Here is a 26,112-nt window from a genome sequence, read left to right as displayed (position 1 = left end):
AACGATTCCAACTGCACTGTTGTGAAAAGAGACTCCTGAAAAACATCCATACCGCGCACTGAACCAAAATCCTCTGTGGGTTATCGTTTTCCGTATTGTATCTAACCCAATGTTCTCAGGCGACAAAATCAACAGCCTGCTAGTGGTTCTTGCTCTAAATGCTGTTCTGCCGGGTATTGTTCGAAATCCGGGGCCTTGTTATCGCCTGCACTTACGGTAGTGATAAAAAAGACAGGACCAAGAAATATAAACCTTTTTACGCTTTTTAAAATTGGCATTGATATATCCATTGGCATAACGCCAGAGTATGCGGCGGATGTCCACAAATCCTCCAAGACAAAACCAGCAGTTACATGCTTGATTTGTGGCCCGAACATCCCTGTTCGGGACAGCAGGCTGCTGAAAAACACTGTTTTCAATAGCCTGTTAAGGGCCAATGCTGCGGTATCCCTTCCCAACGATCAAGTCTTGCCCAATGACAAGGGCACCGGTGGAGAGGGGTACACTGTATTGACTGCGTTTACTTCCCCTCATTGTGAGGAGGAGACAAGCACTGGCGGTATGGCTCTGAGCGCCCGTCATTTCGAGATGCCCCGCTTTTGAGATCAAGATCGCTTTCCTTTGGTCGATTTCGGTGGGGCTGGGGCTGGTGTATGGGAGGAGGGGTACATGGCCTGGTGGTCCGCCAGCTCCCAGGCTTGCTCCTGCAGCTCAAATAAGCGCTTGAGCCAAAGGGGGCGACCAACTTCGCATGGCGCAATGTCCAACTCCACGATATCGTCGTGGATGGCTACGGGCGTAATGGTATAAAAGCTTTCCAATTGTAGTGGCTCAGACAATCGACAGGGGAATACGGCCATCTTTATGGGCTCCTTAAATCGCTTGGGGCGGAAAGGCGTTATCAAAGCGATTAGCTTTGCACCGTTACTCTCGCCGCAGGCGCGGTCCTTGGGGAAAAGGAAACGATAAATCCGGGCAGAGGTCGCGCTGCCAGGGCGGTGCGCGGCTGAAGTAAAGCACCACACCAATGGTCGCGCTACGCCACAGGACACCCCGGCGCCAGGGGCGGGGGTGGCCAGTAGGGCCCGGCTTCAGGGGGAACCTTATTGAAGACGAGCGAATGTGTGGCGTATCATCCAAGACAGCCTCGCTAGATAAGCTAGCAGGCTGTTGAAATTGTCCCGCATCATCAGCGGCTTTGATAAAATTTTCGTACGATAAAAACTAGGTCTTACTCCGACATGCGTGGCGCTGATATCACTCAAGAAGCTCTTTTTACAACGGTACACCTCGAGAGCTTCGTGCCCAAAAACCATCCGTTACGTTCAATCCGATCGCTGTTTAACGAGGCGCTTCGGCGCATCGATTGGCTGCTTTGTGGCGCCTATTCTGAGCGGGGGCGGGAATCTATTCCGCCTGAGCGCCTTTTGCGCGCACAGTTGTTGCAGGTTCTGTATACCATCCGCAGCGAGCGGCAACTGATGGAACAAATGAGCTACAACCTGCTATTTCGTTGGTTTGTCGGTCTGACGGTGGATGATGTGGTTTGGAATCACTCTACTTTTAGTAAGAACCGGGATCGCCTTCTGGAGCACGACGTTATCCCAGCACTGTTCGAAGAAGTCGTCGCCATAGCGCGTAAACGCAACCTGCTCAGTGAAGAGCATTTTAGTGTGGATGGCACACTGATACAGGCCTGGGCCTCGCAGAAAAGCTTTCGGCCAAAGGATGAAGATGATTCAGATTCCACAGGCGGTGGGCGCAATCAAGAGGTCGATTTTCACGGAGAAAAGCGCCTGAATGACACCCATGAGTCAAAGACCGATCCGGATGCCCGCAGTTTCAAGAAGTCAAAAGGTAGTGAAGCAAAGCTGGCTTACCTTGGTCACACCCTGATGGAGAACCGCAATGGCTTGATGGTAAAGGCGCGCACCAGCCTGGCTACCGGGCGCGGCGAAAGAGACACCGCTGTCGACCTACTGGCAGAGCTACCGGGCTCTCGTCGCAAGACAATAGGTGCTGACAAGAACTACGATACCCGGGAGTTTGTCGATTCCTGCCGCGGTATGAATGTAACCCCACATGTGGCGCGTAACGATAAACGTCGCGGTGGCTCGGCCATCGACAGCCGTACCAGCCGGCACGAGGGGTACGCTGCCAGTATGAAAGTGAGAAAGCGTATCGAAGAAGGGTTTGGTTGGGGTAAGACGGTGGGTCTGATCCGTCAAATCAAAGTGCGAGGTCTGGCGCGCGTCAACGCTGTGTTCAACATGACGTTTATCGGCTGGAACCTGACGCGGATGGTGAATCTGCAGGGAGGGTCCGCCTGATGAGGCGGAAATGGCCCAAAGATACCGAGAATCCAACATCAAAACCGATAGGATATCTTTGTTTTATCCTATTTTTGAAAACTGAAAGTGGCGCTGTTGAAGAATTCCCTGATTTTTCAACAGCCTGCTAAAAACCCATGGCCGACGATGCCTAAAAAACACAATGGAGATACACAAAAGAATTGCGCCAGGCAAAGAAAAGATTAATCCCAGTATTGTGGAGACTAGGGCATCAGACATGCCGCTTGCAATGAACTCTGAGCTCCCTGCCCCTTGTACGGTTCTTTCCTGAAAAAGGTGATACATTGAAATTATGGTCGAGGTAATTCCAATTGGTAGAGACAAAAGAGTTATTGATCCAATTAGAGCCAACCATTTTCCCACAGTTGAGGTCTGAGTGTTAACCTCGATTAAGGTGGATTTTGGAGGTTGGTAATTTAAATTGCTCATCTTTGTTCTTGGCACTTATATACTAATCACTATTATCCTGAATTCATCCTTGGAAGCAAATCTAAGTAAATTCTCCATAATTCTTATCAAAAGGGACTTATACCTCGCTCGCTAGTGAATGGCTATGCCTAACGCATATGCCTAAAGCGACGGTGCTGGTTTTCGGTTCCCCATACTTTTACTTGTTAAGTGCTCTATTTGCTCTAATTCTTGTTTGGTGTGCTCACCGTAAAACCTAGGGTATGGCCATCCATAACCCCACCTAAATTGCGTAGGGAATAACGGTGAGCCTCCGACCCTAACCCCAGTAAGCATAAGCAGAGCAATTTTTGGCTCACCAACTTTAGAAACACAAGTTTCTAGTTTTTCATCCGATCTAAGTCGTTCTTGATAGGTGCCACCTTTCCAATAAGCAAAATCATGCTCTTGGCAGCATGCGAGCCACAAATCATTTTGTTCAAACGTGCCATCAGGGAATGCGCTGCAACCGTCGCTGGAAAATGGTTTGAGCTCACCTGCCTGGGCAGACATGATTTGTAGTATCAGCACTGCTAGTAGAGTGCTAAACCGTAACCAAATAACCATGAGCCGCAAACCCTAACCAAACCATGTATATAACCCAGATTGATGCACTGCAATATATAATATTCCTGTTTAATTTTGATTTGTAGTAAGCCCATGCTGGATAAATAATTGAGAAAGCCCATAGTGTACTAAAAAGTACAACCCAAATCAGTCCAACAAAAGCATACCCATAGGCCATTGGTGTTGAGGGAGAAATTTCAAAATAAAATGGCGTAAAATAACCTATAACCGATACAAGGAAGATGCAGGGGAAATAGTAATATTTCACGATAGGCAACCATGATTTAATTTAATGTCCACAATAAGGGCGACAAATATTGTGCGCATATTGTTCGAGACTAAAAGCCTGAATAGCCGCACAATATGTGCAAAGCCTAAGCTATTCATTCAACCTACTTGTTTTGGTTAGGTATTTGATGGATCAAAGAACCGCCTAGCTTCACTGGCAATATTACCAAGTTGGCCCAACTCAGATTGGAGGCCCACTGAAATAAATGACTCTTCAAATGTTCCGGGAGGCGGTCTTAATGAAACCTGAAAATATACGTGACCTTGAAAATCGCAGATAGCTTTGATTTTGAACTCACCTTCTAGTGACTCCCAAACGAGCTCTCCATCCCAGGGATGAATTTGCTTGCCAAGCTCTGAGAACCAGTGAGATAAGTCATGAGAATGAGGAGCATAACCGTATACCCTAATAGTTGCACTGATACCACCCTTGAGTTCGATCGAGAAATTCTCGCCATCATATTTGGTGAAGGCTAACTCTCTGCCTGAACGCGTTGATTTAATCCTAAGCATATCGATGACCTATATACCTAACTTATAGGTTGTAGTACCCATTACCGCTATTATCCCGATTCCTGTGCCAGAGGCAATCTGGTGCCAGTTGTCCAAAAATATTACTCAAATCAGTTTGCTCGATAAATTTTATACAGCTCAGAAAGGTTCTTTAGTGGCGCCAGACTCTAGGCCTGGTGCGCTCGCCTAGCGCGGGTTCAAGATCATCCAGGTGTATGAATCGGCTGCCATGTATACCCTTGTGCTTCAGGCTGATGCCGATAAACGATCTTTCAGCGCGATACTCAGCAGCTCATAAAGATGGCTCAAACCTTTCACGAGGTCCGTAGCCCAGCCTCGGACCGCTTTAAACGTATGGGCTACGACATCAAAGATGTGCAACGCCTGATGGCATATACGGACGAGAAGGTGACCCGGCACTACCAGGCTGGACACGGGATTGATTACGAAGAAGTTGGGATCTATTTGGATGAGAAAGTTATCGATGGGGAGTTTTAGTGGCGGGCAAATAAAAAGGACCCAGAGGGTCCTTTTTCAATGCTTGGGAGTTTTTGTGCGCTAGGTTGAAACTGACAACCCTCTCCCAGCAAGTCCTTGATAAACAAGGAAAATTTGGTGGAGCTAAGCGGGATCGAACCGCTGACCTCAACACTGCCAGTGTTGCGCTCTCCCAGCTGAGCTATAGCCCCTTGATGCCTGCTTTCCGTCGCGAGCGGGGCGCATTCTAACAGGGCGCTGTCCTCTGTCAAGGGGAAAAATAACTTTTTAATCAACTAGTTACGGTCATACCATGGAATCGGCCGGCCCTCCTGGACCGGCGCCGAACAGGAGGGGGGGCGCCGGGTTCAGGCCAGGGAGGCGTACTCCTTCTCCCAGCGCTTCAGCACCTTCTTTCCCGCGCCGCCCAGGACTTCCACCGCGTGGCGCAGGCGGGCCCGGGTGAGGTCGGACCCCAGCAATACCATGGCATCCATGACCGAAAATGACGCAGTGGTCCCGCTAATGGCCACAAAGAGGGGGGCGTTAAAATCCCTGAGTTTGATATCCATGGCTGTAGCCAGGGATTTCACCGCCTGGAAGATATTGTCCCTATCCCAGTTCCGCAGGCCCTCCAAACGCCACAGGGCGAACTGGAGCAGCTTCTTCTGGTCTTCCAGGGCGAGTTTATTGTCAGCAAAACTGGCCTCTGTCAGCGGCAGCTGGCCGGCGGCGAGAAAGCCCACCAGGGGGGCGAAGTCGGAGAAAGTCTCCATGCGCTCTTTCGCATAGGGCAGTACCTTGAGCAGGTTGTTGCGGTTCAGCAGCCACTGCTGCAACCGGTCCGCCAGTTGCTCGTCTTCCAGCTCACGAATCCACAGGCCGTTCAGCCAGCACAGTTTTTCCACGTCGAAGACGGGTCCCCCCAGGGATACCCGGTGAATGTCGAAGTGCGCCAACATCTGCTGGAGAGAGAACTTCTCGCTCTCGTCCGGCATGGACCAGCCCATACGGCCGAGGTAGTTCAGCAGCGCTTCGGGCATAAAGCCTGCGCGCTGATAGTAGAGGATAGAGGTTGGATTCTTGCGCTTGGACAGCTTGGTCTTGTCCGGATTCCGCAGCAGTGGCAGGTGGCAGAGGACGGGCATATCCCAGCCGAAATACTCGTATAGCAGCTGGTGCTTTGGCGCTGAATTTATCCATTCCTCACCGCGCAGTACATGGGTGATTTCCATCAGGTGGTCGTCCACCACGTTGGCCAGGTGGTAGGTGGGCATACCGTCTGATTTGAGCAGTATCTGTGCGTCTACCTGGGCCCAGTCAATCTCGATCGCGCCGCGGAGCAAATCCTCCACCACACAGGTGCCGGACTCGGGAACCTGCATTCGCACCACATAGGGTTCACCTGCGGCGCGGCGCCTTTCCACCTCTTCTGCCGGCAGGGCCAGGTCGCTGGGTTTCAGTGCGGTGCGGCCGGCCTCTCGCAGTTGTTCGCGCAGCTGCTCCAGCTCAGCGGCGGTGCGATAGCAGTGGAATGCATGGCCCTTGTCCACCAGCTGGGCGCAGTATTTCTGGTAGATTTCACCGCGCTCACTCTGGCGGTAGGGTCCATGGGGACCGCCGACGTCGGGGCCCTCATCCCAATTGAGGCCCAGCCAGCGGAGGCTGTCGAGGATGGCCTGTTCAGATTCGGCGGTGCTGCGCTGCTGGTCGGTATCCTCAATGCGCAGCACAAACTTGCCGCCCTGGGCGCGGGCGAAGCACTGGTTGAAGAGGGCGATGTAAGCGGTGCCCACATGGGGATCACCGGTGGGGGAGGGGGCGATTCTGGTTCTCACGGACATTGTCAACCTGGTTGGATACATATGGGGTCTGAGTCAATGGGCGGGATTATATCGCCAGTGGGGAGCCGGGCACAGGGAGGCCGGAAAGAGGGTTTTCTGCCCGGGCCGGCCTGGGTGCTTCTACTTTAGTGAGAATTGGCGCACATAAAATAAGTGACATAGATCACAAAACCCGTATCATTGATGCAAGCTGCGCAAGGCGCTGCGACAACAACAAACACTACCCGGCGTCGGGCGATTCCGGCCTGGCTACTACCGGAACCGCCAAGCTACCGCGCCTGTTGGTGAGATTGGGGTCGGGGATGCCAACACTGGCCGGCCTGAATGCTTGAACAAAGCAGATGGCGGTTGCACGGTGCTTCAAGAGCGAAAGCCAGACTGGCCCAAAGGGTCTATTTGGTTGCCGGGGGAATAACGATAACTTTGGTACCAGGAAGGTCCGCTATGAAAAGAATACTCATTTGTTCTCTCACCGCGGCTATGGCCGCTATGACCTCTGTGAGCACATCTGCCGCTAACGACGGTGTGGCGGGTAGCAGTAGCTCCAGTGGTGACTTCGATATCACACTCAATGTCCCAACCCAGATCATTGTGAAGAACTTCAACAATATGTTGTTGGATACAACCGCCGCTACGCTTGGTGCCCCGATTGTGGGCACGGAAGATATTTGTGTGGGTGGTATCGGCTTCGCTAGCTACAGCGTGAACCTGTCCAGCCAGAACGGCTCCAGTGGCGGTGTCGGCAGTGATCCCTTCCAGCTGAACGGAACCAGTCAAAACCTGCCTTACACTGCGGCGTTTATCGATAATGTTGCCAATTCCACCGGTACCGGTGCGGATGTCAACGGCGATATTACCGGCAGCTTTGCGCGCAATGGCAACCTGGACTGCCAGAGTGACAATGCGCGTGTATTTGTGACTGTGGACGCGGCAGTCTGGGAGTCGGCCAACGAGACCTCCTATAGCGATACCCTGACCGTGACTGTAACCGCGCTGTAAGCGGGTCATTCCGCCGTTTCTCCGGGGGCGCCCTGGCGCCCACAATCATGAATCGCGCGACTAGGCAGATACTGCTTGCGGTGGTCCTTGTCACCCTGGGCAATAAGGGGCTGGCAGCCAGCGAAGCCTTTATGGTGAGCACCGGGGTCCCGGAGGGTTTTGCCGATCTGACGGAAACGCAGCGGCTGGTTGCGGATCTTTACTACGGCGGCCGCGCCATCGGTTCGGCCATGGTGGAAGTGGACCCCTATACTCTGCGTTTTTCGGACCCGAATACTGTCCTGCAGTTGCTGCCCCCCACACTGTACCCAGAGAGGGTGCTGGAATTGCTGCGGGAGGCCCAGGCACGCAACTCCCACCGGGTGTGTTACTCGCCCCAGCAGCGGGATTGCGGAGTTGTGGTCCCCGAGCACCTGGCGCTTATCTATGACGCCAGCCGGTTTCGGGTCGATTTGTTTCTGGCCCCGGAACTGCTGCCGCAGAAGGCGGCGATTGAAAATCCATTCCTGCCCGACTCTACCAGCGATGTTTCGCTGGTGCAGGGTTTGACCGCTACCTGGTCGGGGGTGCGGGTGGGCGACCTGGAGGATGCGCGAAGTATCTCTCTGTTCGGCCAGTCGATCCTGAGTTTCGGCGAGAGTGCCCTTTACGGTCAGTGGTCGGCGACGGATGGGGGCGACAGTCAGGTTGCGCAACTCTATTGGGGTCGCGATTATCGCGGCCGGGCCTACTCGGCGGGATTGATCCAGCCCCGGGGGGACTTTTCCAGCTTTGCGGCTTCCCCCTACCTGTACGGTGTCGAATACCTCAGCTCCAACAACAGCCGGACCGATGACCGCTATCGCCAGGGTACACTGCTGGACATCAACATGCCTGTGCGCGGACGGGTGGAAATCCACAGGGACAACCGCCTGCTGTACAGCGAACTGCTGGAAGCGGGCAATCGGCTGCTGGATACTTCGGCTCTGCCGGGCGGTAGCTACGAGGTGGAAATCAGGAGTTTTGACGAGTTTGGCCGACCGCTCGCCCGCTACCGGCAGTTTTTCTCCAAGGATTCACTGCTGCCCCCTCCCGGGGAGTGGCGCTGGTCAGTGCAGGCTGGCCGACCGGCACAGGGTCTGCGTGATGGGTTGTTGCCGCAACCGCAGGATGATTATTTTTTTCAGGTGGGCGCGGCGCGTCGACTGTTTGACGACACAGGACTATTTGCCAGTGTCGCCGTCATGGGAGAGCAAAGCCTGTTTGAAATTGGCGGGCGCTGGGTGGGGGAGTTTCTGGAATTGTCCCCGAGCCTGGTGCGCGGCGACGATGGTCGCAATGGCCACCGGCTGCTTGCGCAGCTGAACACAAGTCTGTTCAACTTCAGCGTTGCGGAAACGCGTTTGCAATCCGGTTCCGGGGAGAGTTTGGGGCGGGAATTTTCCCTGTTGGGACCCGGCTACCGGCAGCGCAACGCCCAGGTCAGCGGCTTTTTGGCCGGCGGCCGCGTGTCCCTGCGCTATGCGCAACGCAGCCGCGGCACTTTCCTTGAGCCGCAGGTGATTTTCGACTCGGAGATCGGTGGTGCCAACCGGCTCACCACGCTGGAATACCGCCGGGATTTTTTCCGCAGCCGCCGCTGGCAGGGGGAGATGACACTGACTCACAGCGATGCCGACGGACAGTATTTTACCGGCGCCGCATTCGAGTTCCGTTTCCGCGGTGACCACTGGAGCCATACCACCAGGGCACGTACCAACAGTGACCGGGTTGGTGGGCAGCAAAACCGCGTGGGATTCCGGTCTAGTTGGCGCGATGGGGATCGCTGGGCGCTGGAAATGGAGCAGCAGTTTTCCGGCGAGACAGGTTCTGAGGGTTACCGCCTGGGCAGCCACACCCGTATTGCCGGCCGCCGCGGCCAGCTCAGTTCGACGCTGGACTATCGCGCTGGCGGCAGTCGGGATTCGCTGAACTATCTGGGCAGCTTGTCCACCAGTTTTATCGCCACTGGCGATGCCTTTGCCTGGGGTGGTGAGAGCGCCACCAACAGTGCGGTGCTGGTGAGTATCGCCGGCAGCGACGACCAGCCGTTTGAGGTACTGGTGGACGGGCTGCGTCGCGGCTACGCCAGGGGCGGCGGTCGCTCGGTGATCAATCTGCCCTCGTTCAGAAGTTATGACATCCAGTTGCGGCCCATGGCGGGCGGGTTTCACGATTACCGGGAAATGCAGGATAGGATCACCCTCTATCCGGGAAATGTCGCGGTGGCAGCCTACCGGGTTATTCCGGTGACGCTGGTGCTGGGCCGCCTGATCCGCGCTGGAAAACCGGCGGCGAATACAGAAATAACCCTTGCCGGCAGTAGCGCGGTTACCGACGAATTTGGTGTATTCCAGATCGAAATACACCGGGATCCACAGTCAATCCGGTCAATGGAGATAAGTTGGGAGAAGTGCCTGGCCCCGGTGCGGGAGCACACAAGTGGTAAACACTGGCTGAACCTGGGGGACATCGACTGGGACAAGGCAAATTGCGAGCACACACAAAAACACTATGTCCGGCATTAGCGTTTCGATAACTGTGATTCTATGTCTGGTGTTGCCGGTCGCTATACTACCGGCGGCTGCCGACTCGTCCAATGCCCGTCCCTGTGACAATGGCGCCGGGCCGCCGACTGACCCCTCACAGGCGGGTTACGATGAACGCCTGGTCGGTGTCTGCCATCTGCAGGACACGGCCAACCGTCTCAAATACCAGAGTAATACTGTGGCGCAGGGCGAGATTACTTTTGGTATCCGCAGTTGTTCCCCGGACTGGTTCGACCCGGTTTGCACCCAGGCCACTCCCTATTCGGTGAGGGTAGCCGGGCCAACCAGGGCCGGTGGCTTTGTGCTGCGCGGGTCCTGGTGCTCTGGCGGCAGGAACCTTCCGATTACGCTCACTTATGCCAGCATGGGCGCCAGCGAGGAATTACGCCCGGATCGGGACAGCGGCGTGCTGTTTTCCGGTGGCGCTCTGGGGGGGCAGGTGCCGGCGTCGATTCGCGTGGAGCTGCCGCCCACCGCGCGGCTGCGGTGCCAGTTTTATAGCGCGGAATTCTCTCTCTCAATCGATCAGTGTGGGTTGAGCGATTTTGGTGGGGCTTTCCCCTGTGACGGCAGTAGACCCACGACACGGATGACGGCGGTGAGTTTTTCCATTGAACTGTGGCGGGATGCTGAAATTCGGGTTTCGGGGTTGGCAGATATGGACCTGACCGCAGGCGGGATTGATGCGGTGGAGTCCAGCCAGGACATTTGCGTTTACGGCACGCCATTTTTGTTCGGGGTCTTTCCGGCCGGAGGTTCGGCGCTGTTCCGTATTACTGCGGACAGCCAGAACGGCAACGGCGAATTTATCCTGCGCGGTGTGGACGACCTGAGTTACGAGATTGCGGTGATGAGTATTGCGGACGGGTTTTCCGAGACTCTGCGGGAAGGCGTAGTGTCCAACACCCGCTGGCGCGGTCACGGGGAGGAGGACTGCGCCGGCTACAGTGAGGAGAATCTGCGCATCACTGTGCGGGTGCCCCGCAGCCAGCTGGAGACCGCCAACGGAAACAGCTACACGGATACTGTGACACTCACCGTGGAGCTGGAATAGTCCGAAGTCGCACTGGCAGCATGCCCGGGCGGAATGTGTCCGGGTCTGATTATTTTAATGGCAGCTGCAGTTTACGGGTTTCGCGCCCCCGTGCTAGCAGTTCCAGAAAACCACCGCTGATATTGGAATCCAGGACCTTGCCGGCTCCGGCATACAGGCGGCCGCCTCCCTCGATGGAGTGGCATTCACCGGTATCGGTACAGTGTTTCAGATCAGTGATCTCCACATTGATATTGCCGGTATTTTTAATGACCCAGCCGCCGTCGCTGTCTTCCAGCTCCAGTTGGTACTGCCCGTCCTTGGGCTGTACAAATACCAGGGCCTGATAGGCGACCAGAATCTTCAATGCGGTGCGTTCGGTTTTGATATCGCCGACCACTGGCCTGAAGGTCACGCGATAGACCTTTTCCTGTTCCAGCCCGCGCTCCAGGGACATCAAGCGGAAGCGTTTGCGCTCTCCACTGGCCAATACCGCTTTGGAAGGGCTGACCAGCAGTTTAAATTCCTTCGGGTCCACCACCCGCACACGGCGTTCGTCTGGCTGACCGGGGTTGTCCACGCGAAAGATTTCCGTGCGCAAATACAGGGTTTCGGGATCGGGGTTGGTGACCACTATGTCCTGTCGCGCGTCGGGGGTATCGTCCAGATACAGGATAATCTTGTCGAGCGACATGGCCGCCAGTGCGGACTGGTTGAGAAATGTCAGGGACAATAACAGTAGAGCGATGGTGGTTTTTTTCATGGCAACCCGGCTGTTGGGAGAGAGTCAATGGCTGCTGTTATTGACCCGGCTACCCAATGGAATATTGCCGATGGGAGAGTCGCCGTTGCAATCCCACGCGATTACTTGAAATCACTTGCTTGTGCAATCCCGACCGGTGTCGAACCAGCTTTCCACTATTTATGCCAGCCTTCAACTCGCAATTCAAGCGGGGGTTCCCATCGGGTGGCGGGTAGGGCTTGGCGACCGCTTTATGGGTGCTTTACCTTGACGGCTTGGTCTGCCAGGTGGCTGTTTCGGCCCATGCTCCCCCCTGCGACCAACCCGGTAGTCACAAGTTTGATCTGTGACTCAAACATCCCTGTTGGGGGCAAGAATCCGTTATTTTTCCTGCCTCAACCTATCAATAATTTTTGCGTCTATCCAGTAAATATCCGTATTGTGAATATCGCGATCTATGGTTCTGTTGAAGAGTATGTACTTTCCATCGGGGGTGACACTGGCAAAGAAATCCGGTTTGTCGGAGTTGATCTCACTGCCCATATTGATGGCGGAGCCCCAGGAACCATCCTCTCGCCGGAAACTAATATAGAGATCATGGCCGCCGTAGCCGCAAATAAGCTTAACAGGTTGTTGAAGTTCGAAGAATTTCGACGCCTGATACCGGAATATGGATGTTCCGGCAAAATCGGCGACGCCTAAATCGTTGCTTTTGGGAGAAAAGTGAAAATCACATTTTTCGCTTTTCGTGTTTTGAAACAGGCAGTATGCCTTTTCCAACAACCTGTTGGAAGTCAGGCTGCACTTAACCGCGGGCGGGCAGCAGGCGGCCGAGCAGAACCGGCAGAGCTGTTTCTACGCGCAATATACGGGGACCCAGGTGAACGGCGCTGAAACCGGCTTCCGCCAGTTTCTCCACTTCGTAGGGAATAAATCCTCCCTCCGGACCCACCGCTAAGGTGGTGGGCCGGGGACTATCCACGGGGCAGGGTCGCGCGGCCACCGGGTGGGCCACCAGCTTTTCTGTGGCGGCGGCAATCCCGGGCAATTCATCCTCCACAAATGGCTTGAAGCGCTTGCGGGTTTCTATATGGGGCATCTGTGTGTCCACTGCCTGCTCCAGGCCGAGCCGGCACTGCTCGCCTATCTTGTCGGTACTGAGCCAGGGCGTCTGCCAGTAGGATTTCTCCACCCGGTAGGCGTTGACCAGATAGAGCTTTTTGACCCCCATGGCGGTGACCTGCTGGAGTACCCGCTTGAGTACTTTTGGCCGCGGCAGGGCCAGTACCAGTGTCAGGGGCAGGGCAGCGGGGGGCGGGGAGTCAAGTGCCACCTTCAGTTCAACGGTATCGGTGCCCAGTGAAACAACCTCACCGGTACCGATTTCCCCGTCTTCCAGGCCCACCCGCAACCGGTCGCCGGAGTTGGCGCGATGGACCTGCTGAATATGCTGCTGCCGGCGTCCCCGCAGGCAGACCCGGTCCGGGGCGAAAAAGTCATCTGGTTGCAGAAGGATGAGGTTCAATTTGTCATACTCGCGAAAGTGCAGGCGCCTATTATAGTGGCTGTTTGGCATTGATATTATTAGGGCCTGTTTACTCTAGCCCGACAACTAAACAAGTTGCCGGGCTAGTGCGGTACAAGGATGTACCGCCGCCGCGCGGAGGCCGGCGCAAGCCCTTGAAAAGCCAGCGATTCCGCGCAATTGCACAGATTTTCATGGGCGACAATCCAATTGATGAGGGATCATCTATTGGATTGCCAGGTCAATAGCCCGGCAGTCGAGCTGGCTGTGCGGTGAAAAGCAGCTGGAGGGTTTCAGGTGGTGCGGACGACGGACGGGGCAAAGGGCTCATATGCGCGCGAGTGCGGGCGAATTTTTACTGATTTTTTGCGCCTTGGCTGCCACAGCTTCGGAGGGCCAGTGGCCCATATTGGCTATTTTCAGCGGGAGTTTGTGGAGCGCCGGCGGCAGTTGAGCGACAAGGGTTTCGCCGGCCTGGTTGCCCTGTGCCACTTTTTGCCGGGCCCCTCCAGCTCGCAACTGGGCATGGCGCTGGGATATCAGCGGGCGGGAATTGCCGGCTCGCTGGCGGCCTTCGCAGGTTTTACCCTGCCGTCGGCGATACTGATGCTGGCGGCGGCTCTGTGGCTGATGCGCTGGCCGGAAAGCAGCTGGCTGGCGGGCGTTATGCACGGCCTGAAGGTATTTGCGGTGGCGGTGGTGATGGATGCCCTGTGGCAGATGGGGCAAAAGCTGAGCCGGGGCCTGCCGCGCCTGGCGATTACGCTGTCGGTGGCAGCGCTGGTGCTCCTGTGGCGGTCGCCCTGGTCGCAGATAGTCGCGATAGCTGCGGCGGCGCTGTGCGGCGCTCTGTGGTTGCGCGGGCGGGTGCCGATGCCGTCCTCGGAGGTGCTGGCCCGGCCGGGCAGTGGCCGTTTGGCCAGTCTCGCTCTGATCCTGTTCGGGCTGTTGCTGCTCTCGGCGCTGCTGGGTTGGGGGCTGGTGGGAGGGGAGCTGTTCGACAGCTTCTATCGCGCCGGTGCGCTGGTATTCGGCGGTGGCCATGTGGTGTTGCCGCTGCTGGAACAGCAGCCGCTGGTGCATCAGCTACCCACCGAGGATTTTTTGTTTGGCTACAGTCTGGCCCAGGCAGTGCCCGGCCCCATGTTTACACTGGCCACTTATTTGGGAACTCTACTCGGAATACAGGATGGCGCGCCTGTGGCTGGTGCGGTTGTGGCGACAATAGCCATTTTCCTGCCCGGGTGGCTGCTGTTGCTGGGGGTTATGCCGCACTGGGGGGCACTGCAGTCCTGGCGGTTGGCGGCAGCGGCGATCGCGGGGGTGGGCGCGGCGGCGGTGGGCCTGCTGCTGGCGGCGCTGATTAATCCGGTGTGGCCGGCAGCCATTCGCGGGGTGGAGGATCTGCTTTCGCTGGCGGTTTTCTTCGTGTGCCTCAAATGGCTGCGTCTGCCTCTATGGCTGCTGGTGCCACTGGCCGCGGCAGTGGGTGCGTTGAGGGTGTTGATCTGAGTAGCCGCCGCAGCGATAAGCGCAAAAAAGGGGGTTAGATTGTGGCGGTGGCCACGGCCCCTTTGCCGAGCCCTTCATAGGCACGCACCATAACTTCGTGTCCCGGTTCCTCGGTGGCGATCTGAGTGGCGATGTGCTGGGCCAGCTGTTCGACGGTGGTATCGCAGTCCACCAGTTCGCAGCGGTCCGCTGGCAGGGCGAGAGAAAAATCACCCTGTCCAGCGCGGTAGGCGAACTGGAGCATTGTGCCACCGGTGTGTGGCAGCAGGTCTTCGCGGGTGCCCAAATAGATGTCGCGCCAGCGATCCGCCCAGCGCTTTTCCCAATCCCGGCGGCGCCGGCCGTCGATATAGATCTGGATGCGCGACCGGTGGCCGTGGGCGATGCGCTGGCAGTTGCCCCCGTGCTTTTTCAATCCGTGGCTGTAGTGGTAATAGGCGTCGCTGATGGCTTCGCTGCTAAAACTCAGTTGCAGGCGTTCGACGCTGGTGGGAAAGGCGTCGGCCAGTTGCCGCACGCACCAGGCGGCGACACTGGACGCTTCGATCGCAGGTGCATCCACCAGGGCAAACGCCTGCGGGGGACCGCTGACGGCGATATGGCCGCCGCTGTCAAGCTGCCACTGGAGGCTGACCTGCTGGGCCCGTTGTTCCAGTTGCAGGTGCGGGGAACCCAGGGGGACCAGCAGGCGGTGATCCAGCCGCTCGTCGAGCCAGTGGCGCAGGGTTTTCTTTACTATGCCGAAATCACACACCATGCCCTGCTGGTCCAGGGCGCCGTGAAGGGCGGTGTGTGCCAGCCAGGTTTCGCCGACCAAACCGCGCTGGTGATCAAGGTAGCTGAAATCCACATTGATCAGGTTGTCGACGAACAGGTGCATGGTGTGGCCTTTGTGGGGAAAACTGCGCGCGCATTATAGTCCAACAGGGCTGGAACTCGCGCCTTTGAATCTCTATAATCGCGCCCTCTTTGGCATCCACTCCAGAGATGCCAAAGCGCGCAGTGGCGGCCCCTCCGGTCCCTTCGCAATGATCAGCTGTGAACCCCGCCAGGCCCGGAAGGGAGCAACGGTAGCAGTGATGTCATGTGCCGAAGGTGTGCTGGTTGGGCTGCCTCCATCTCCCCGCTGATACGATTCCCTCCTCTCTTTATTGAATGTCGCTTCAGCATCCCCGTCTTCACAGCCTGTTTGGGCGGTAGCGGGATTTTCCACCAAAATACCCAGGGCTGGGGGAATATTATATTGTTGTTCCCGGGCCTGCGGGCTCGCGGTCTCTTTGGCCGGCGCGGTTATGTTATAAACGGCTGCACCTTTGTCCGAATCCAAATAAATAATATAGAGGGGTCCGATGAGAAAAATTGCCCTAGTGATCGCAGCCGCCGCGGCATTCGCCGGTTGCGACAAGAAGCCGGCCGACGAGCCGGTCTCCCAGTCATCCGTGGAAGTCGTTGCGGCGGTGGATGAGACGGCGGGAGGCGAAGTCACCGCTGAGGACGCCAAGGCGTTTCTGCAGGATGCCCAGGGGCGCCTGGAGAAAATGGCCGAGGAATTGAGCCATGCTAGCTGGCTGGCGTCCACCTATATCAATACCGATTCCCAGTATGTGGAGGCACTGGCCTCGGAGCGCTTTACCACCATGGCGGTCGAGCTGGCCAACGAGGCGGCCAGGTTTGATGGATTGGACCTGGATGCGGAGACCCGCCGGCAGCTGACCATGTTAAAGCAGGGGCTGGTGCTGCCGGCGCCGAAAGACCCGCAGCTGACCGCCGAACTGGCGCAGATAGGCTCCAAACTACAGGGTATGTACGGCGCCGGTAAATTCTGCAGTGGCGAGGGTGACTCGGAAAAGTGTTACACATTGACGGAAATGGGGCGCCTGATGGCGGAGAGCCGCGATCCGGAGCTGTTGAAGGAACTCTGGGTTGGCTGGCGGGAGGTCTCCCCGCCCATGAAGCCCCTCTACCAGCGCCAGGTGGAAATCGCCAATGCGGGCGCCCAGGAATTGGGCTACGACAATCTGAGCGAAATGTGGCGTTCCAAGTACGATATGGATCCGGACGCCTTTGCGGCGGATATGGATGTCCAGTGGAACAAGGTAAAGCCCCTGTATGAGGCTCTCCACTGCCATGTGCGCGCCAGGCTGAACGAGCGCTACGGGGACGAGGTGGTGCCTCCCAACGGCAAAATCCCCGCGCACCTGCTCGGCAATATGTGGGCCCAGGAGTGGGGCAACATCTACGACGTGGTCAAAGATGAGGATATGGAGGCTCCCTACGACCTCACCGAACTGGTGGTCGAGTCCGGTATGGACGAAAAGGACATGGTGAAGGTGGGTGAGCGCTTTTTCACCTCGCTGGGCTTCAAGCCGCTGCCGGAGACTTTTTGGCAGCGCTCCCAGTTCACCCAGCCCCGGGACCGGGACGTAGTCTGTCACGCCAGCGCCTGGAATATGGACGGGCAGGACGATATCCGCATCAAGATGTGCATCCAGAAAACCGCGGATGATTTCATCACCATCCACCACGAGCTGGGGCACAATTTCTACCAGCGTATCTACAAGGACCAGCCTTTCCTCTACAAGGAAGGTGCCAATGACGGTTTCCACGAGGCGGTGGGTGATGCCATAGCGCTGTCCATCACACCCAAATACCTGCAGCAAATCGACCTGATGGACGATGAGCCGGACGAGAGCAAGGACATCGGTTTCCTGATGCGCCAGGCGCTGGATAAGATCGCGTTCCTGCCCTTTGGCCTGATGGTGGATAAATGGCGCTGGAAGGTCTTTTCCGGCGAGGTGGAGCCGGAGGGCTACAACAAGGCGTGGTGGCAACTGCGGGAGGAGTACCAGGGTGTCGAGGCGCCGGTGCAACGCAGTGAAGCCGACTTTGATCCCGGTGCCAAGTATCATATTCCGGGCAATACCCCCTATGCGCGTTACTTCCTCGCGCGTATCCAGCAGTTCCAGTTCCACCGCGCCCTGTGCGACGCTGCCGGTGAAACCGGGCCCCTGCATCGCTGCTCCATTTACGGCAATGACGCCGCCGGGGAGAAGCTGCGGAATATGCTGGCCATGGGTGCCAGCAAGCCCTGGCCGGACGCGATGGAGGCTCTGACCGGTCAGCGCGAGCTGGATGCTTCCGCCATCATCGATTATTTCCAGCCGCTGATGGCCTATCTGGATGAGCAGAACCAGGGTCGCCAGTGCGGTTGGGAGTAATGCCTGACGGTGAGGAGCCGTTTGTCCCGTTTGGCGCTTCGAAAGGGCGTTGAGTTTCCGCGGGATGTAAAAAAGGTCGGCATAGCCGACCTTTTTTATGCGGTTGCCAAACCGGCGGGTTTAAAACTTGTAGTTTACCGATCCGCCCAATAGCCAGGCTTCGGTGTTGGTGGTTTGACCGTCGAAGACGGTGGGCACCGGAATACTGGTAAATTCCTGTATGGTTTCGTCGTCGCCCCACAGGTAGGCGAGGCCGCCGTCGAAACTCCAGTGCTGGTCGTATTCATAGGTGCCGCCAAATGTAACCCACTGGCGGTCAGTGTCCGGAATAGCGAGACTGCGCCAGGTGACAGGGAAGCCGGTTTCCGCGGTTTCCGCGCGGTTCAGGCCGTCCCGGGCTGCGCTTTCGTCGTAGGCGTAGCCGATCCGCCAGGTGACCTGGTCACAGGGATAGTATTCCGCCGCGATACTGTAGCGAAAACCGCTTTCAAAATTTTCCTCCCGAAATACCAGCGGGTTGAAGGGTTCGAAATCAGTGCCGGTACGGGCGGAGGGGACGAAAGCTTCCAGTGTCTCGAAGTCGTCCCAGTCAGTCCAGGTGAGCCCTGCGGCGAAGCCCCACTGGTCATTGAAGCGGTGGTAGAGACCCAGCTCCAGGGTATCCGGCAGGTCCAGGGGCGCGTTGGCACGGGCGTCGTCAAAAAGCGGCAGTGTCGGGATAACGGCGGTGGGCAGAAAATCCGAGCTCAAGTCGCCGGACAAATCCGGATCAATTTCAGCGTGGTAGGAAATGCCAAGCCGGGTGCGTTCGTCAATGTCCCACAGGGCGCCCAAACTCCAGCTCACGTCCCAGTCGTCGGCATCATCGTAGCGGAGAATGGAGTCGTTGGATAAGGCCGGCACTATTGGGAAATTGGCCGGTACCTTGGTGGTGAGCTTGGCGTCGGCGTAAACAAAGTTTGCCGCCACTCCGACACTGAACTGCTCATTGAATTTGTAGGCCACCGAGGGGGCTATGTTCACCGTCAGCAGTTCGGATTTGTCGTTGATATTGGTCGCCAGCCAGCCGGAGGAGAAATCGGTCTCCAGGCCGTAGTTGGAAAACAGTGCCAGGCCAACGGACCAGCAGGGATCTATGGGTACGGCGATATAGCCGTTGGGAACGAAGGCGTCGGAGGCGTAGTCTTTGGCGGTGTCGAAAAAGGTCTGGCTGCCGAGGCCGCCGCTGCCGTCGGGAAATAAATAGGTGATATCCCCGGCGACGTCGATTTCCGGGTCGATATAGGTCAGGCCACCGGAAAGGGTGATGGTGTCGAACAGCGCCGAGCCCGCCGGGTTTCGCGCGAGGATGGAGGCGTTATCGCCAATGGTGTTTTCCGCGGCGAAGGCGCGCCCGAGGCCGACGCCACTTGTTTCCTGCAGATAAAAACCGGCAGCCATGCTGCCACTGGAAGCGGCACTGATCGCGGCAGCCAGGGCCGCGCGGCTCACAAGATTCTTTTTCATGAGATCCCACTCTGTATTGCTGATTACCAATTGCACGACGGAGCGAAGTGGATGGACCCTGCACAGCTCAGAGAGCCATGCAAAAAGCTCTCATTTTTCGCAACTTATTCCCTGATGTGAGAAGTCTAGCAGCGCTAAAATTTTGCACATGAGGAAACAGGCGACTTTATAAAGAGTATCACCTGAAAAATCCATGACGTGACGTGATTTTTTTTATTGGTTACGAATCTGTAGGCGTGCTGTCGGTGGGATCGAGGTTTTTTCCGTCGATGGTTAATTCGGTCAAGGCAATCTGGTAGCTTTTGCCATCCTCCTCCTGTTGCCAGAGTTTGACCAGGGCGTAATTCCAGGCCGGGGCAAACCAGATGACGGTTTCTCTTTGCGCATCGCCTTCGCGAAGGCGCTGTACCTTGATGGTCTCTACCTGGCCCATGGGGGTTTGCAGCGTCTCTGTGCCCACAACGGAAAACTTGTATGCGCGGATCTTTCTGCCATCGGCTACCCGGTACTCCAGCTTTTCTTTACCTGCTGCGATATCCAGAGCCAGTTGCAACTGATAGCTTAATTTGTCCTGAACATCCTGAGGCACTTCCTCCAGTGAGCGTTTGGGATTTGTGAGGTTGACCACCCGGCGCTGTTCGGCCTCGAAATTCAGCGCTATCTCCCGCCCTCTGCCGAGACCGGATTTCTTGTATTCGTAGTGCAACGGGCGGAGCTGGTCGCCGTGTAGGACGAAGCGGGAGTATTCATCGATGCCGGCGAAGATAGAGTCGGCATTGAAATCCAGGCGCCAGTTGTTGTCCCTGCCGGTGAGTTTCCGTGTCGCCTCCACCCCCAGCCCGTTGTAGCTGGCCTGGTAGACGGCGTTAAAGGGGCGCAGCTCCGCGCCCAGGGCGGGCAGGGCGGAGATGAACAGCAGTGCGGTGAGCAGGCGAAGCGGCATTTGACCTCCAGGTGTCTCTGCCCGGCGTGCGCCGAAGGCTGCGCGGCGGGACTAATCGTCGGCTCCGTTACAAAATGTGCAGCCAGTATTCTCTGTGACTCCCACCGGTGTCAAAAGTGCACTATTAGCCTCGCAACTCAATAAAGTGCCGGTCTAATAGTTTAGGGACTGGCCGCCACCCAGGCGTTTGCCGCTGCGGGGCAGCGGTTCGCCGTCCAGTTGCGCACTGTCGCCAACCATACGCAGTCGGCCCTGGGCGAACCAGCACACAGCCAGTGGATAGATGACATGTTCCTGTGCCTGAACGCGCTCGGCGAGGATTTCCGCTGTGTCGCCGGTGTTGATCGGCAGCGCTGCCTGCACTATACAGGGGCCGCCATCCAGCTCCTCGGTGACGAAATGCACCGTGGCTCCGTGTTCCCTGTCACCGGATGCCAATGCCCGCTGATGGGTGTGCAGCCCCGGATACCTGGGTAACAGAGACGGGTGGATATTCAGCAGCCGGCCGCGGTAGTGTTGGACAAAATCCGCACTGAGTATGCGCATAAAGCCCGCCAGCACCACCAGCTCCGGTGTGTGGCGGTCGATTTCCTGCATCAGTGCCCTGTCAAAGGCGCGGCGGTCGGCGAACTCGCGGTGGTCGATCTGCGCGGTGTTGATCCCCGCCTCGCGGGCGCGAACCAGGCCGAAGGCATCGGCTTTGTTGCTGACAACGGCACACACCTCATAGTCGGCCCCGTCGACAGCCGCCTGATCAATCAGTGACTGTAGGTTGGTGCCACTGCCGGAAATCAGGACCACCACCCTGCATTTTGCCGCCGCCATCAGAGCCCCGCCAGAGTCACGGCTTCGCCCCCGTCCCTGTCTTCCACAGCGCCCATGACAAAGGCTTCCTCACCCATTTCCCTCAGGGCGGTTAGGGCCTCATCGGCCTCATCGGCGGGAACGCAGATCACCATGCCCACACCGCAGTTGAAGGTACGGTACATTTCGCGCTGATCGATGTTGCCGGCCTCGCGCAACCAGCGGAACACCTCAGGGATGGTCCAGCTGTCGGTGTCTATATGCGCGCGGGCATTTTCGGGCAGAACCCGCGGCAGGTTTTCCAACAGGCCGCCGCCGGTAATATGGCTCAATGCGTTGAGCTGCACCTTTTTGCCCAGTTGCAGCAGGTTTTTTACATAGATTCGGGTCGGCGCCATCAGGGCTTCGGCGAGGGATTTACCGCCTATATCCTGTTGCAGATCGGCGCCACTAATCTCCAGCACCTTGCGGATCAGTGAATAGCCGTTGGAGTGGGGACCACTGGAGGCGAGGCCGATCAGTTTGTCGCCGGTTTTTACCCGGCTGCCGTCGATAATCGCCGATTTCTCCACCACGCCGACGCAGAAGCCGGCCAGGTCATAGTCATCACCCTCGTACATGCCCGGCATCTCGGCGGTTTCCCCGCCCACCAGGGCGCAACCGGCCATCTCGCACCCGCGGCCGATACCGGTCACCACCTGTGCCGCCACATCCACGTTGAGCTTGCCGGTAGCATAGTAATCGAGAAAGAACAGGGGTTCCGCGCCGGCAACCACCAGGTCATTGACACACATGGCCACCAGGTCAATGCCGATACTGTCGTGGATATCCAGGTCCATCGCCAGGCGCAGTTTTGTTCCCACACCATCGGTGCCGGACACCAGGACCGGCTCCCGGTAACCGCTGGGCAGTTCGCACAGTGCGCCGAAACCGCCCAGACCGCCCAGTACCTCCGGGCGGTTGGTGCGCTTGGTGACATCCTTGATGCGTTCCACCAGGGCATTGCCCGCGTCGATATCGACACCGGCGTCCTTGTAACTGAGGGGCTGAGGCTTGGAATCGCTCATGGTTGATCCTGCAGTGGGCACGGGAAAGGCGCGTATTCTAGTGGAAAACCCAGCGAATGTGCGAACTCGGGACTGGGAGAAAAAACCGACACTGATACAATAGACCGCTTCTGGTTCCGGCCCGCGCCCCTGGCGCTGCGTGATCCATTCCGGTCCGGGCTGACGCGGACGAGATGTTGCGGAGAGACAACTCATGAAAAAGCTGCTCAGGTGCAGGCCGGCGGTGGGTATTTTGGCCTGGGTACTGCTGTTGCCTGTGCTGCCTGCACAGGCAGGGGTGATTGCCGACCTGTATCAGGTGGTGGAGGCGGTGCCCAGCAGGGGTGCCTCGGACCGGGCTGAAGCCAGCGCGCGCGGGCTGGCGCGGGTTTTCGTGCGGGTGACCGGTGAGGCGAAAGTGGGCGCCAGCAGCCAGTTGCAACCTCTGCTGGCGCGTGCGCAACAGTATGTGCAGAGCTATCGCTACGAAGTGGAAGACAATCAGCTCTATGTGCATCTGTCCTTTGATCCCAGCGCAATCTCCACCCAGGTGCGCGAACTGCAACTGCCTACCTGGCCCAACAACCGCCCGGACACCCTGGTGTGGCTGGCGGTGGACACCATTCGCCAGGGCCGCAGTGCCCTGGGTGAACAGGATGCGCCGGAGCTGTATGCGGCACTGGAGGCGGCGGCGGTGGAGCGCGGGCTTCCGGTGGAGTTTCCCGCTATGGACCAGAGTGATCGGCGCAATCTGCCGGTCGGCAACCTGTGGGCACAGGATGAGCGGACGGCGCAGAGCGCCAGCCTGCGCTACGGATCCGATGCGACCCTGATGGGGCGCCTGCTGGAGGTTTCGGAGCAGCGCTGGCAGGGGGACTGGTTGCTGATTCACGGCGGCCGAAGCTATGCCTATGACACCCAGGGCGCCTCCCTGGAGGAGGCGGCGCGACAGGGGATCGGCGGTGCCGCCGACCTGCTGGCGGAGCGTTATGCGGTACAGACCGGAGGCGCCGGTCACAAGAGTGATGTGGTACTAGAGTTGTCCGGTGTGGACAGTTTTGCCAAGTACACGGCCGCCAGTGCCTATTTACAGGGGCTCGCCCAGGCCAGTAGCGCCGAATTGATTGCCGTTGACGGTGATCGCCTGCGTTTTGCCCTGACCGTTTCGGTCAGTATGAGGAGCCTGCGCGACGCACTGGCGTTGAATCACAGATTGACCGCCGAGGATGAGGCGGATCCCATAGACCTGGTCGGTTACCGGGCTCCCCTGGGCAGTAGCGAAAATCCGCTGCACTACCGCTGGCGATGAGATTGCTATGAAAGGCTGCGTGCCACAGCAGCTGACCCTGGGAGTATCTCTGCGGGATGACGCCACTTTTGACAATTTTTATCTGTCACCGGCGGATGAAAACCGCCAGATAGTCACGGCGCTGCGTCAGTTCGCCGGTGGCGAGTTCCCGGAGCAGGTGCTTTATTTGTGGGGCGAAGAGGGAAGTGGCGTCAGTCATCTGCTGCAATCGGTCTGCCAGCAGGCGGAATCCCTCCGGCGCAGTTTTCAATATCTACCGCTGGCCGAACTGCTTTCCCTGGACCCTGCAATTATTCTGGAGGGACTCGAACAGCTGGAACTGGTGTGCTTCGATGACGTGCACCTGCTGGAGGCCCACCCCCACTGGCAGACGGCCATTTTTCATCTCTACAACCGGGTCCGGGATGCCGGAGCCCAGCTGTTGCTGGGGTCGCGCAAACCGCCCCGCGGCCTGGAACTCCAACTGGCGGATCTGCGTTCGCGGTTGCAGTGGGGCCTGGTTTTTCAGTTGCGCGCGCTGGACGATGGGGACAAGCTGGCTGCTCTGTGTGAGCGCAGCCGCCGACGGGGTTTCGATCTCCCTGAGGAAGTGGCGCAGTATATTCTCCACCGCGCGCCGCGCGACAGCCGCGCCCTGTTTGCCTGCCTGGAAAAGCTGGACAGGGCTTCCCTGATGGCCAAGCGCAAGATCACCATTCCCTTTGTCAAACAGGTGTTGAACATCTGATCGCAAACGGCCTGTGGCATGCCGGCGGTTGTTACAGCAGGCCTGTTGCCCTGCGGCCCGCTGCCCCGGGTAGCCTTCGCGACCTATATCGGAACCCCACATAGGAACCCCACATAGGAACACCATCCAGGTCACGGCGGCCGGCCGATGGCGAATATATCCGAGTTGTGGTGGAAGTATTCCCGCGCATAGGCGAGTTCGCCCGGGGTTGCCGCATACAGGGTTGCCAGCGGCTGGCCGGGCGCCACCAGGTTTCCGGTTTTGACCCGCAGGTGCAGACCTGCCTCCGGTGATGAGGGGGCGCCGGCCAGCTTGGCCAGCCGTGCCAGGCGGCGGTTGTCCATGGAGATTAACGGCCCCTGGCACTGTGCCCGTAGTTCGGACTGGTAGGCGCCCTCGGCAAATTCTTTCAATCCTCCCTGGGCGGCGCAGATACTCTGAAACTGTTGCCATGCCAGACCCGAAGCCAGTATTTCCCGGGCCTGATCCCGCGCCTGTTCGTAGGGCGCTTCGCCCGTCATGGACAGCAGCTGCGCGCTCAGGTAGAGGCTGCGTTCGCGCAGGTCCTCCGGCGCATCCGGCTCGTTGCGCAGTACCGCGAGAATATCCCGCGCCTCCTGCACCGGCCCCACCCCGTAACCGATGGCCTGGCTGCCGTCGGTCAGGACGCAGCACAGCTTGATTTGCAGCGGTTCGGCGACCCGGTAAAACAGTGTCGCCAGTTGCTCCGCCTCCAGTTGATTGCGCAACTTGGCTGTCGGTCCCACGGGCATATCGATAAGGACGTGGGTCGACCCGGCGGCGACTTTCTTCGACAGCACTGAGGCCACCAGTTGTCCGGGGCTGTCCAGGCTGAGGGCGCGCTCGATGCGAATCAGCAGGTCATCTGTGGGACTGAGCCCAACTTCGCCGCCGGCGGCGAGGCAGGCGCCGGTCTCTGTGACGACGGCGCGCAACTGCTCCAGGGTGAGGTCCACTTGGGTGAGCACCTCCATGGTGTCCGCAGTACCGGCCGGCGAGGTAATTGCGCGGGAGGAGGTTTTTGGGATGGTGAGGCCGGCGGCGCTGGCAATGGCGACGACAATGGGGGTGGTGCGGTTGCCCGGCAGGCCGCCGATACAGTGTTTGTCGTAGATTTTGCGTCCTTCCGGCCAGTGCAGTCGGTTGCCGCAGTTCACCATGGCGTGGGTAAGCGCAGTGATTTCCGCCACGGACGGTTTGCCGGCCGCGTTGGCGGTGAGAAAACTGGAGATCTCTATGTCCGAGTAGAGCCGGTGTTTGATGTCGCGAATAATGCCGTTGATCTCTTCCGGGTCGAGTCGGTGGCCATAGATTTTTTTGTGCAGGGCGCTCAGCGAGGGGACCAGTGGCGCGTGGCTCACCTGTAGCCTCTGCCCCCGGCGCAGGCCCAGGTAGGCCCAGGCACTGTCGGAAAAGCCGATTTTGTCCGCAGCCAGTATCGCCGGGCTGACAGTGTTGAGGGTGGCGATCAGGCTCCTCTCTCCGGCCTGGATGCGCAGTCGGGTATTGGCGGCGAAGCCCTCGGCACGGCAGATATCGCAGTCGCTGCTCAGATAGGCGATCGGCTCCTCGTGGGTGTCGATTCCCATCAGATGCGCGTGTAATTCCGATGTCGAAGTCATTGGCCACTGCCGGTTGCTTGTCGCTGCGGTGCCTCCGCTCCGGGATCCACC

22 protein-coding genes, 1 tRNA gene and 1 other RNA gene are annotated in these 26,112 nt (G+C 58.0%); 11 read left to right on the top strand and 13 right to left on the bottom strand.

All coding sequences use genetic code 11. The annotated features are described in order from the left end of the window. Positions 1 to 128: 128 nt before the first annotated feature. Positions 129 to 458: a hypothetical protein gene (locus AB1S50_RS06650; protein ID WP_367149738.1), complete on the bottom strand. Its 330-nt coding sequence runs from the start codon at positions 456 to 458 to the stop codon at positions 129 to 131. Positions 459 to 1,241: 783 nt separating this feature from the next. On the opposite strand from AB1S50_RS06650, the gene AB1S50_RS06645 reads away from it, so the two are divergent. After that, positions 1,242 to 2,330 (top strand): IS5 family transposase, encoded by a 1,089-nt coding sequence (locus AB1S50_RS06645; RefSeq protein ID WP_367149737.1) that lies wholly within the window; start codon positions 1,242 to 1,244, stop codon positions 2,328 to 2,330. A 63-nt stretch (positions 2,331 to 2,393) separates the two neighbouring features. Here AB1S50_RS06645 and AB1S50_RS06640 read toward each other — a convergent pair whose 3' ends face one another. Both AB1S50_RS06640 and AB1S50_RS06635 read right to left on the bottom strand, forming a co-directional pair. Then, complete coding sequence (locus AB1S50_RS06640) at positions 2,394 to 2,780, bottom strand: MotA/TolQ/ExbB proton channel family protein (RefSeq protein WP_367149736.1); 387 nt, start codon at positions 2,778 to 2,780, stop codon at positions 2,394 to 2,396. A 990-nt stretch (positions 2,781 to 3,770) separates the two neighbouring features. Then, positions 3,771 to 4,166 carry a DUF6228 family protein gene (locus tag AB1S50_RS06635; protein WP_367149735.1) on the bottom strand — a complete coding sequence of 132 codons (396 nt, stop codon included), beginning with the start codon at positions 4,164 to 4,166 and terminating at the stop codon, positions 3,771 to 3,773. A 300-nt stretch (positions 4,167 to 4,466) separates the two neighbouring features. Between AB1S50_RS06635 and AB1S50_RS06630 the strand changes: the two genes are divergently transcribed. Beyond that, positions 4,467 to 4,664, top strand: coding sequence for a site-specific integrase (locus tag AB1S50_RS06630; RefSeq protein WP_367149734.1), 198 nt, complete (start codon positions 4,467 to 4,469; stop codon positions 4,662 to 4,664). Between the two features lie 115 nt (positions 4,665 to 4,779). Here AB1S50_RS06630 and AB1S50_RS06625 read toward each other — a convergent pair. Together AB1S50_RS06625 and gltX are read right to left on the bottom strand one after the other, a co-directional pair. Beyond that, a tRNA-Ala gene (locus AB1S50_RS06625) sits at positions 4,780 to 4,855 on the bottom strand. 156 nt (positions 4,856 to 5,011) lie between these two features. After that, entirely contained in the window at positions 5,012 to 6,487 is a 1,476-nt protein-coding gene (gene gltX / locus AB1S50_RS06620) for a glutamate--tRNA ligase (protein WP_367149733.1), read from the bottom strand. A 444-nt stretch (positions 6,488 to 6,931) separates the two neighbouring features. Between gltX and AB1S50_RS06615 the strand changes: the two genes are divergently transcribed. Genes AB1S50_RS06615 through AB1S50_RS06605 form a run of 3 tightly spaced genes read left to right on the top strand, consistent with a single transcriptional unit; the run spans position 6,932 to position 11,107 of the window. Then, positions 6,932 to 7,486, top strand: a complete 555-nt coding sequence (locus AB1S50_RS06615) for a hypothetical protein (protein WP_367149732.1) — start codon at positions 6,932 to 6,934, stop codon at positions 7,484 to 7,486. Positions 7,487 to 7,533: 47 nt separating this feature from the next. After that, entirely contained in the window at positions 7,534 to 10,032 is a 2,499-nt protein-coding gene (locus tag AB1S50_RS06610) for a TcfC E-set like domain-containing protein (RefSeq protein ID WP_367149731.1), read from the top strand. After that, on the top strand, positions 10,019 to 11,107 hold the full coding sequence (locus AB1S50_RS06605; protein ID WP_367149730.1) for a hypothetical protein: 1,089 nt from the start codon (positions 10,019 to 10,021) through the stop codon (positions 11,105 to 11,107). The genes AB1S50_RS06610 and AB1S50_RS06605 overlap by 14 nt, the downstream gene beginning before the upstream one ends. A 49-nt stretch (positions 11,108 to 11,156) precedes the next feature. Here AB1S50_RS06605 and AB1S50_RS06600 read toward each other — a convergent pair whose 3' ends face one another. After that, on the bottom strand, positions 11,157 to 11,849 hold the full coding sequence (locus AB1S50_RS06600; protein ID WP_367149729.1) for a hypothetical protein: 693 nt from the start codon (positions 11,847 to 11,849) through the stop codon (positions 11,157 to 11,159). 27 nt (positions 11,850 to 11,876) lie between these two features. On the opposite strand from AB1S50_RS06600, the gene AB1S50_RS06595 reads away from it, so the two are divergent. Beyond that, entirely contained in the window at positions 11,877 to 12,530 is a 654-nt protein-coding gene (locus AB1S50_RS06595; RefSeq protein WP_367149728.1) for a hypothetical protein, read from the top strand. Positions 12,531 to 12,633: 103 nt separating this feature from the next. Here the strand turns inward: AB1S50_RS06595 and AB1S50_RS06590 are convergent, their stop codons facing one another. Continuing rightward, complete coding sequence (locus tag AB1S50_RS06590) at positions 12,634 to 13,353, bottom strand: 16S rRNA (uracil(1498)-N(3))-methyltransferase (RefSeq protein WP_367149727.1); 720 nt, start codon at positions 13,351 to 13,353, stop codon at positions 12,634 to 12,636. Between the two features lie 297 nt (positions 13,354 to 13,650). Here AB1S50_RS06590 and chrA point away from each other — a divergent pair, with 297 nt between their 5' ends. Further along, positions 13,651 to 14,865: a chromate efflux transporter gene (chrA, locus tag AB1S50_RS06585; protein ID WP_367149726.1), complete on the top strand. Its 1,215-nt coding sequence runs from the start codon at positions 13,651 to 13,653 to the stop codon at positions 14,863 to 14,865. A gap of 34 nt (positions 14,866 to 14,899) precedes the next feature. Here the strand turns inward: chrA and AB1S50_RS06580 are convergent, their stop codons facing one another. After that, the gene (locus tag AB1S50_RS06580) at positions 14,900 to 15,745 is read right to left on the bottom strand and encodes a 6-carboxytetrahydropterin synthase (RefSeq protein ID WP_367149725.1); all 846 of its coding nucleotides are present in this window, start codon (positions 15,743 to 15,745) and stop codon (positions 14,900 to 14,902) included. A 132-nt stretch (positions 15,746 to 15,877) separates the two neighbouring features. Here AB1S50_RS06580 and ffs point away from each other — a divergent pair. Both ffs and AB1S50_RS06570 read left to right on the top strand, forming a co-directional pair. Beyond that, positions 15,878 to 15,974, top strand: an RNA gene (ffs, locus tag AB1S50_RS06575) — signal recognition particle sRNA small type. Positions 15,975 to 16,214: 240 nt separating this feature from the next. Further along, entirely contained in the window at positions 16,215 to 18,083 is a 1,869-nt protein-coding gene (locus AB1S50_RS06570; RefSeq protein ID WP_367149724.1) for a M2 family metallopeptidase, read from the top strand. Positions 18,084 to 18,203: 120 nt separating this feature from the next. On the opposite strand, the gene AB1S50_RS06565 is transcribed toward AB1S50_RS06570, so the two are convergent. The 4 genes from AB1S50_RS06565 to purM all read right to left on the bottom strand — a co-directional run bounded on the left by AB1S50_RS06565 (position 18,204) and on the right by purM (position 22,403). Then, positions 18,204 to 19,589, bottom strand: a complete 1,386-nt coding sequence (locus AB1S50_RS06565; RefSeq protein WP_367149722.1) for an OmpP1/FadL family transporter — start codon at positions 19,587 to 19,589, stop codon at positions 18,204 to 18,206. Positions 19,590 to 19,809: 220 nt separating this feature from the next. Beyond that, positions 19,810 to 20,532: a DUF3108 domain-containing protein gene (locus AB1S50_RS06560; RefSeq protein ID WP_367149720.1), complete on the bottom strand. Its 723-nt coding sequence runs from the start codon at positions 20,530 to 20,532 to the stop codon at positions 19,810 to 19,812. Between the two features lie 153 nt (positions 20,533 to 20,685). Next, positions 20,686 to 21,357 carry a phosphoribosylglycinamide formyltransferase gene (gene purN / locus AB1S50_RS06555; RefSeq protein ID WP_367149719.1) on the bottom strand — a complete coding sequence of 224 codons (672 nt, stop codon included), beginning with the start codon at positions 21,355 to 21,357 and terminating at the stop codon, positions 20,686 to 20,688. Next, entirely contained in the window at positions 21,357 to 22,403 is a 1,047-nt protein-coding gene (gene purM / locus AB1S50_RS06550; protein WP_367149717.1) for a phosphoribosylformylglycinamidine cyclo-ligase, read from the bottom strand. Before purM ends, purN begins: the two co-directional genes overlap by 1 nt. Before the next feature lie 193 nt (positions 22,404 to 22,596). Here purM and AB1S50_RS06545 point away from each other — a divergent pair, with 193 nt between their 5' ends. Continuing rightward, entirely contained in the window at positions 22,597 to 23,691 is a 1,095-nt protein-coding gene (locus AB1S50_RS06545; protein ID WP_367149716.1) for a DUF2066 domain-containing protein, read from the top strand. A 7-nt stretch (positions 23,692 to 23,698) separates the two neighbouring features. Continuing rightward, entirely contained in the window at positions 23,699 to 24,418 is a 720-nt protein-coding gene (gene hda / locus AB1S50_RS06540; RefSeq protein WP_367149715.1) for a DnaA regulatory inactivator Hda, read from the top strand. A 131-nt stretch (positions 24,419 to 24,549) separates the two neighbouring features. Here hda and AB1S50_RS06535 read toward each other — a convergent pair whose 3' ends face one another. Continuing rightward, positions 24,550 to 26,061 carry a thymidine phosphorylase family protein gene (locus tag AB1S50_RS06535; protein ID WP_367149714.1) on the bottom strand — a complete coding sequence of 504 codons (1,512 nt, stop codon included), beginning with the start codon at positions 26,059 to 26,061 and terminating at the stop codon, positions 24,550 to 24,552. Between the last annotated feature and the right edge of the window lie 51 nt (positions 26,062 to 26,112).

The organism is Microbulbifer discodermiae (assembly GCF_040742695.1).
In the GTDB taxonomy this organism is placed as follows: domain Bacteria; phylum Pseudomonadota; class Gammaproteobacteria; order Pseudomonadales; family Cellvibrionaceae; genus Microbulbifer.
This window is presented reverse-complemented; position numbering and strand designations above follow the sequence as displayed.

Bases quoted from the DNA above. Each gene is read 5' to 3' on its own strand.
- AB1S50_RS06645 (WP_367149737.1), top strand. From the start codon at position 1,242: ATGCGTGGCGCTGATATCACTCAAGAAGCTCTTTTTACAACGGTACAC.
- AB1S50_RS06640 (WP_367149736.1), bottom strand. From the start codon at position 2,780: ATGAGCAATTTAAATTACCAACCTCCAAAATCCACCTTAATCGAGGTT.
- AB1S50_RS06635 (WP_367149735.1), bottom strand. From the start codon at position 4,166: ATGCTTAGGATTAAATCAACGCGTTCAGGCAGAGAGTTAGCCTTCACC.
- AB1S50_RS06630 (WP_367149734.1), top strand. From the start codon at position 4,467: ATGGCTCAAACCTTTCACGAGGTCCGTAGCCCAGCCTCGGACCGCTTT.
- gltX (WP_367149733.1), bottom strand. From the start codon at position 6,487: ATGTCCGTGAGAACCAGAATCGCCCCCTCCCCCACCGGTGATCCCCAT.
- AB1S50_RS06615 (WP_367149732.1), top strand. From the start codon at position 6,932: ATGAAAAGAATACTCATTTGTTCTCTCACCGCGGCTATGGCCGCTATG.
- AB1S50_RS06610 (WP_367149731.1), top strand. From the start codon at position 7,534: ATGAATCGCGCGACTAGGCAGATACTGCTTGCGGTGGTCCTTGTCACC.
- AB1S50_RS06605 (WP_367149730.1), top strand. From the start codon at position 10,019: ATGTCCGGCATTAGCGTTTCGATAACTGTGATTCTATGTCTGGTGTTG.
- AB1S50_RS06600 (WP_367149729.1), bottom strand. From the start codon at position 11,849: ATGAAAAAAACCACCATCGCTCTACTGTTATTGTCCCTGACATTTCTC.
- AB1S50_RS06595 (WP_367149728.1), top strand. From the start codon at position 11,877: ATGGCTGCTGTTATTGACCCGGCTACCCAATGGAATATTGCCGATGGG.
- AB1S50_RS06580 (WP_367149725.1), bottom strand. From the start codon at position 15,745: ATGCACCTGTTCGTCGACAACCTGATCAATGTGGATTTCAGCTACCTT.
- AB1S50_RS06570 (WP_367149724.1), top strand. From the start codon at position 16,215: ATGAGAAAAATTGCCCTAGTGATCGCAGCCGCCGCGGCATTCGCCGGT.
- AB1S50_RS06565 (WP_367149722.1), bottom strand. From the start codon at position 19,589: ATGAAAAAGAATCTTGTGAGCCGCGCGGCCCTGGCTGCCGCGATCAGT.
- AB1S50_RS06560 (WP_367149720.1), bottom strand. From the start codon at position 20,532: ATGCCGCTTCGCCTGCTCACCGCACTGCTGTTCATCTCCGCCCTGCCC.
- purN (WP_367149719.1), bottom strand. From the start codon at position 21,357: ATGGCGGCGGCAAAATGCAGGGTGGTGGTCCTGATTTCCGGCAGTGGC.
- purM (WP_367149717.1), bottom strand. From the start codon at position 22,403: ATGAGCGATTCCAAGCCTCAGCCCCTCAGTTACAAGGACGCCGGTGTC.
- AB1S50_RS06545 (WP_367149716.1), top strand. From the start codon at position 22,597: ATGAAAAAGCTGCTCAGGTGCAGGCCGGCGGTGGGTATTTTGGCCTGG.
- hda (WP_367149715.1), top strand. From the start codon at position 23,699: ATGAAAGGCTGCGTGCCACAGCAGCTGACCCTGGGAGTATCTCTGCGG.
- AB1S50_RS06535 (WP_367149714.1), bottom strand. From the start codon at position 26,061: ATGACTTCGACATCGGAATTACACGCGCATCTGATGGGAATCGACACC.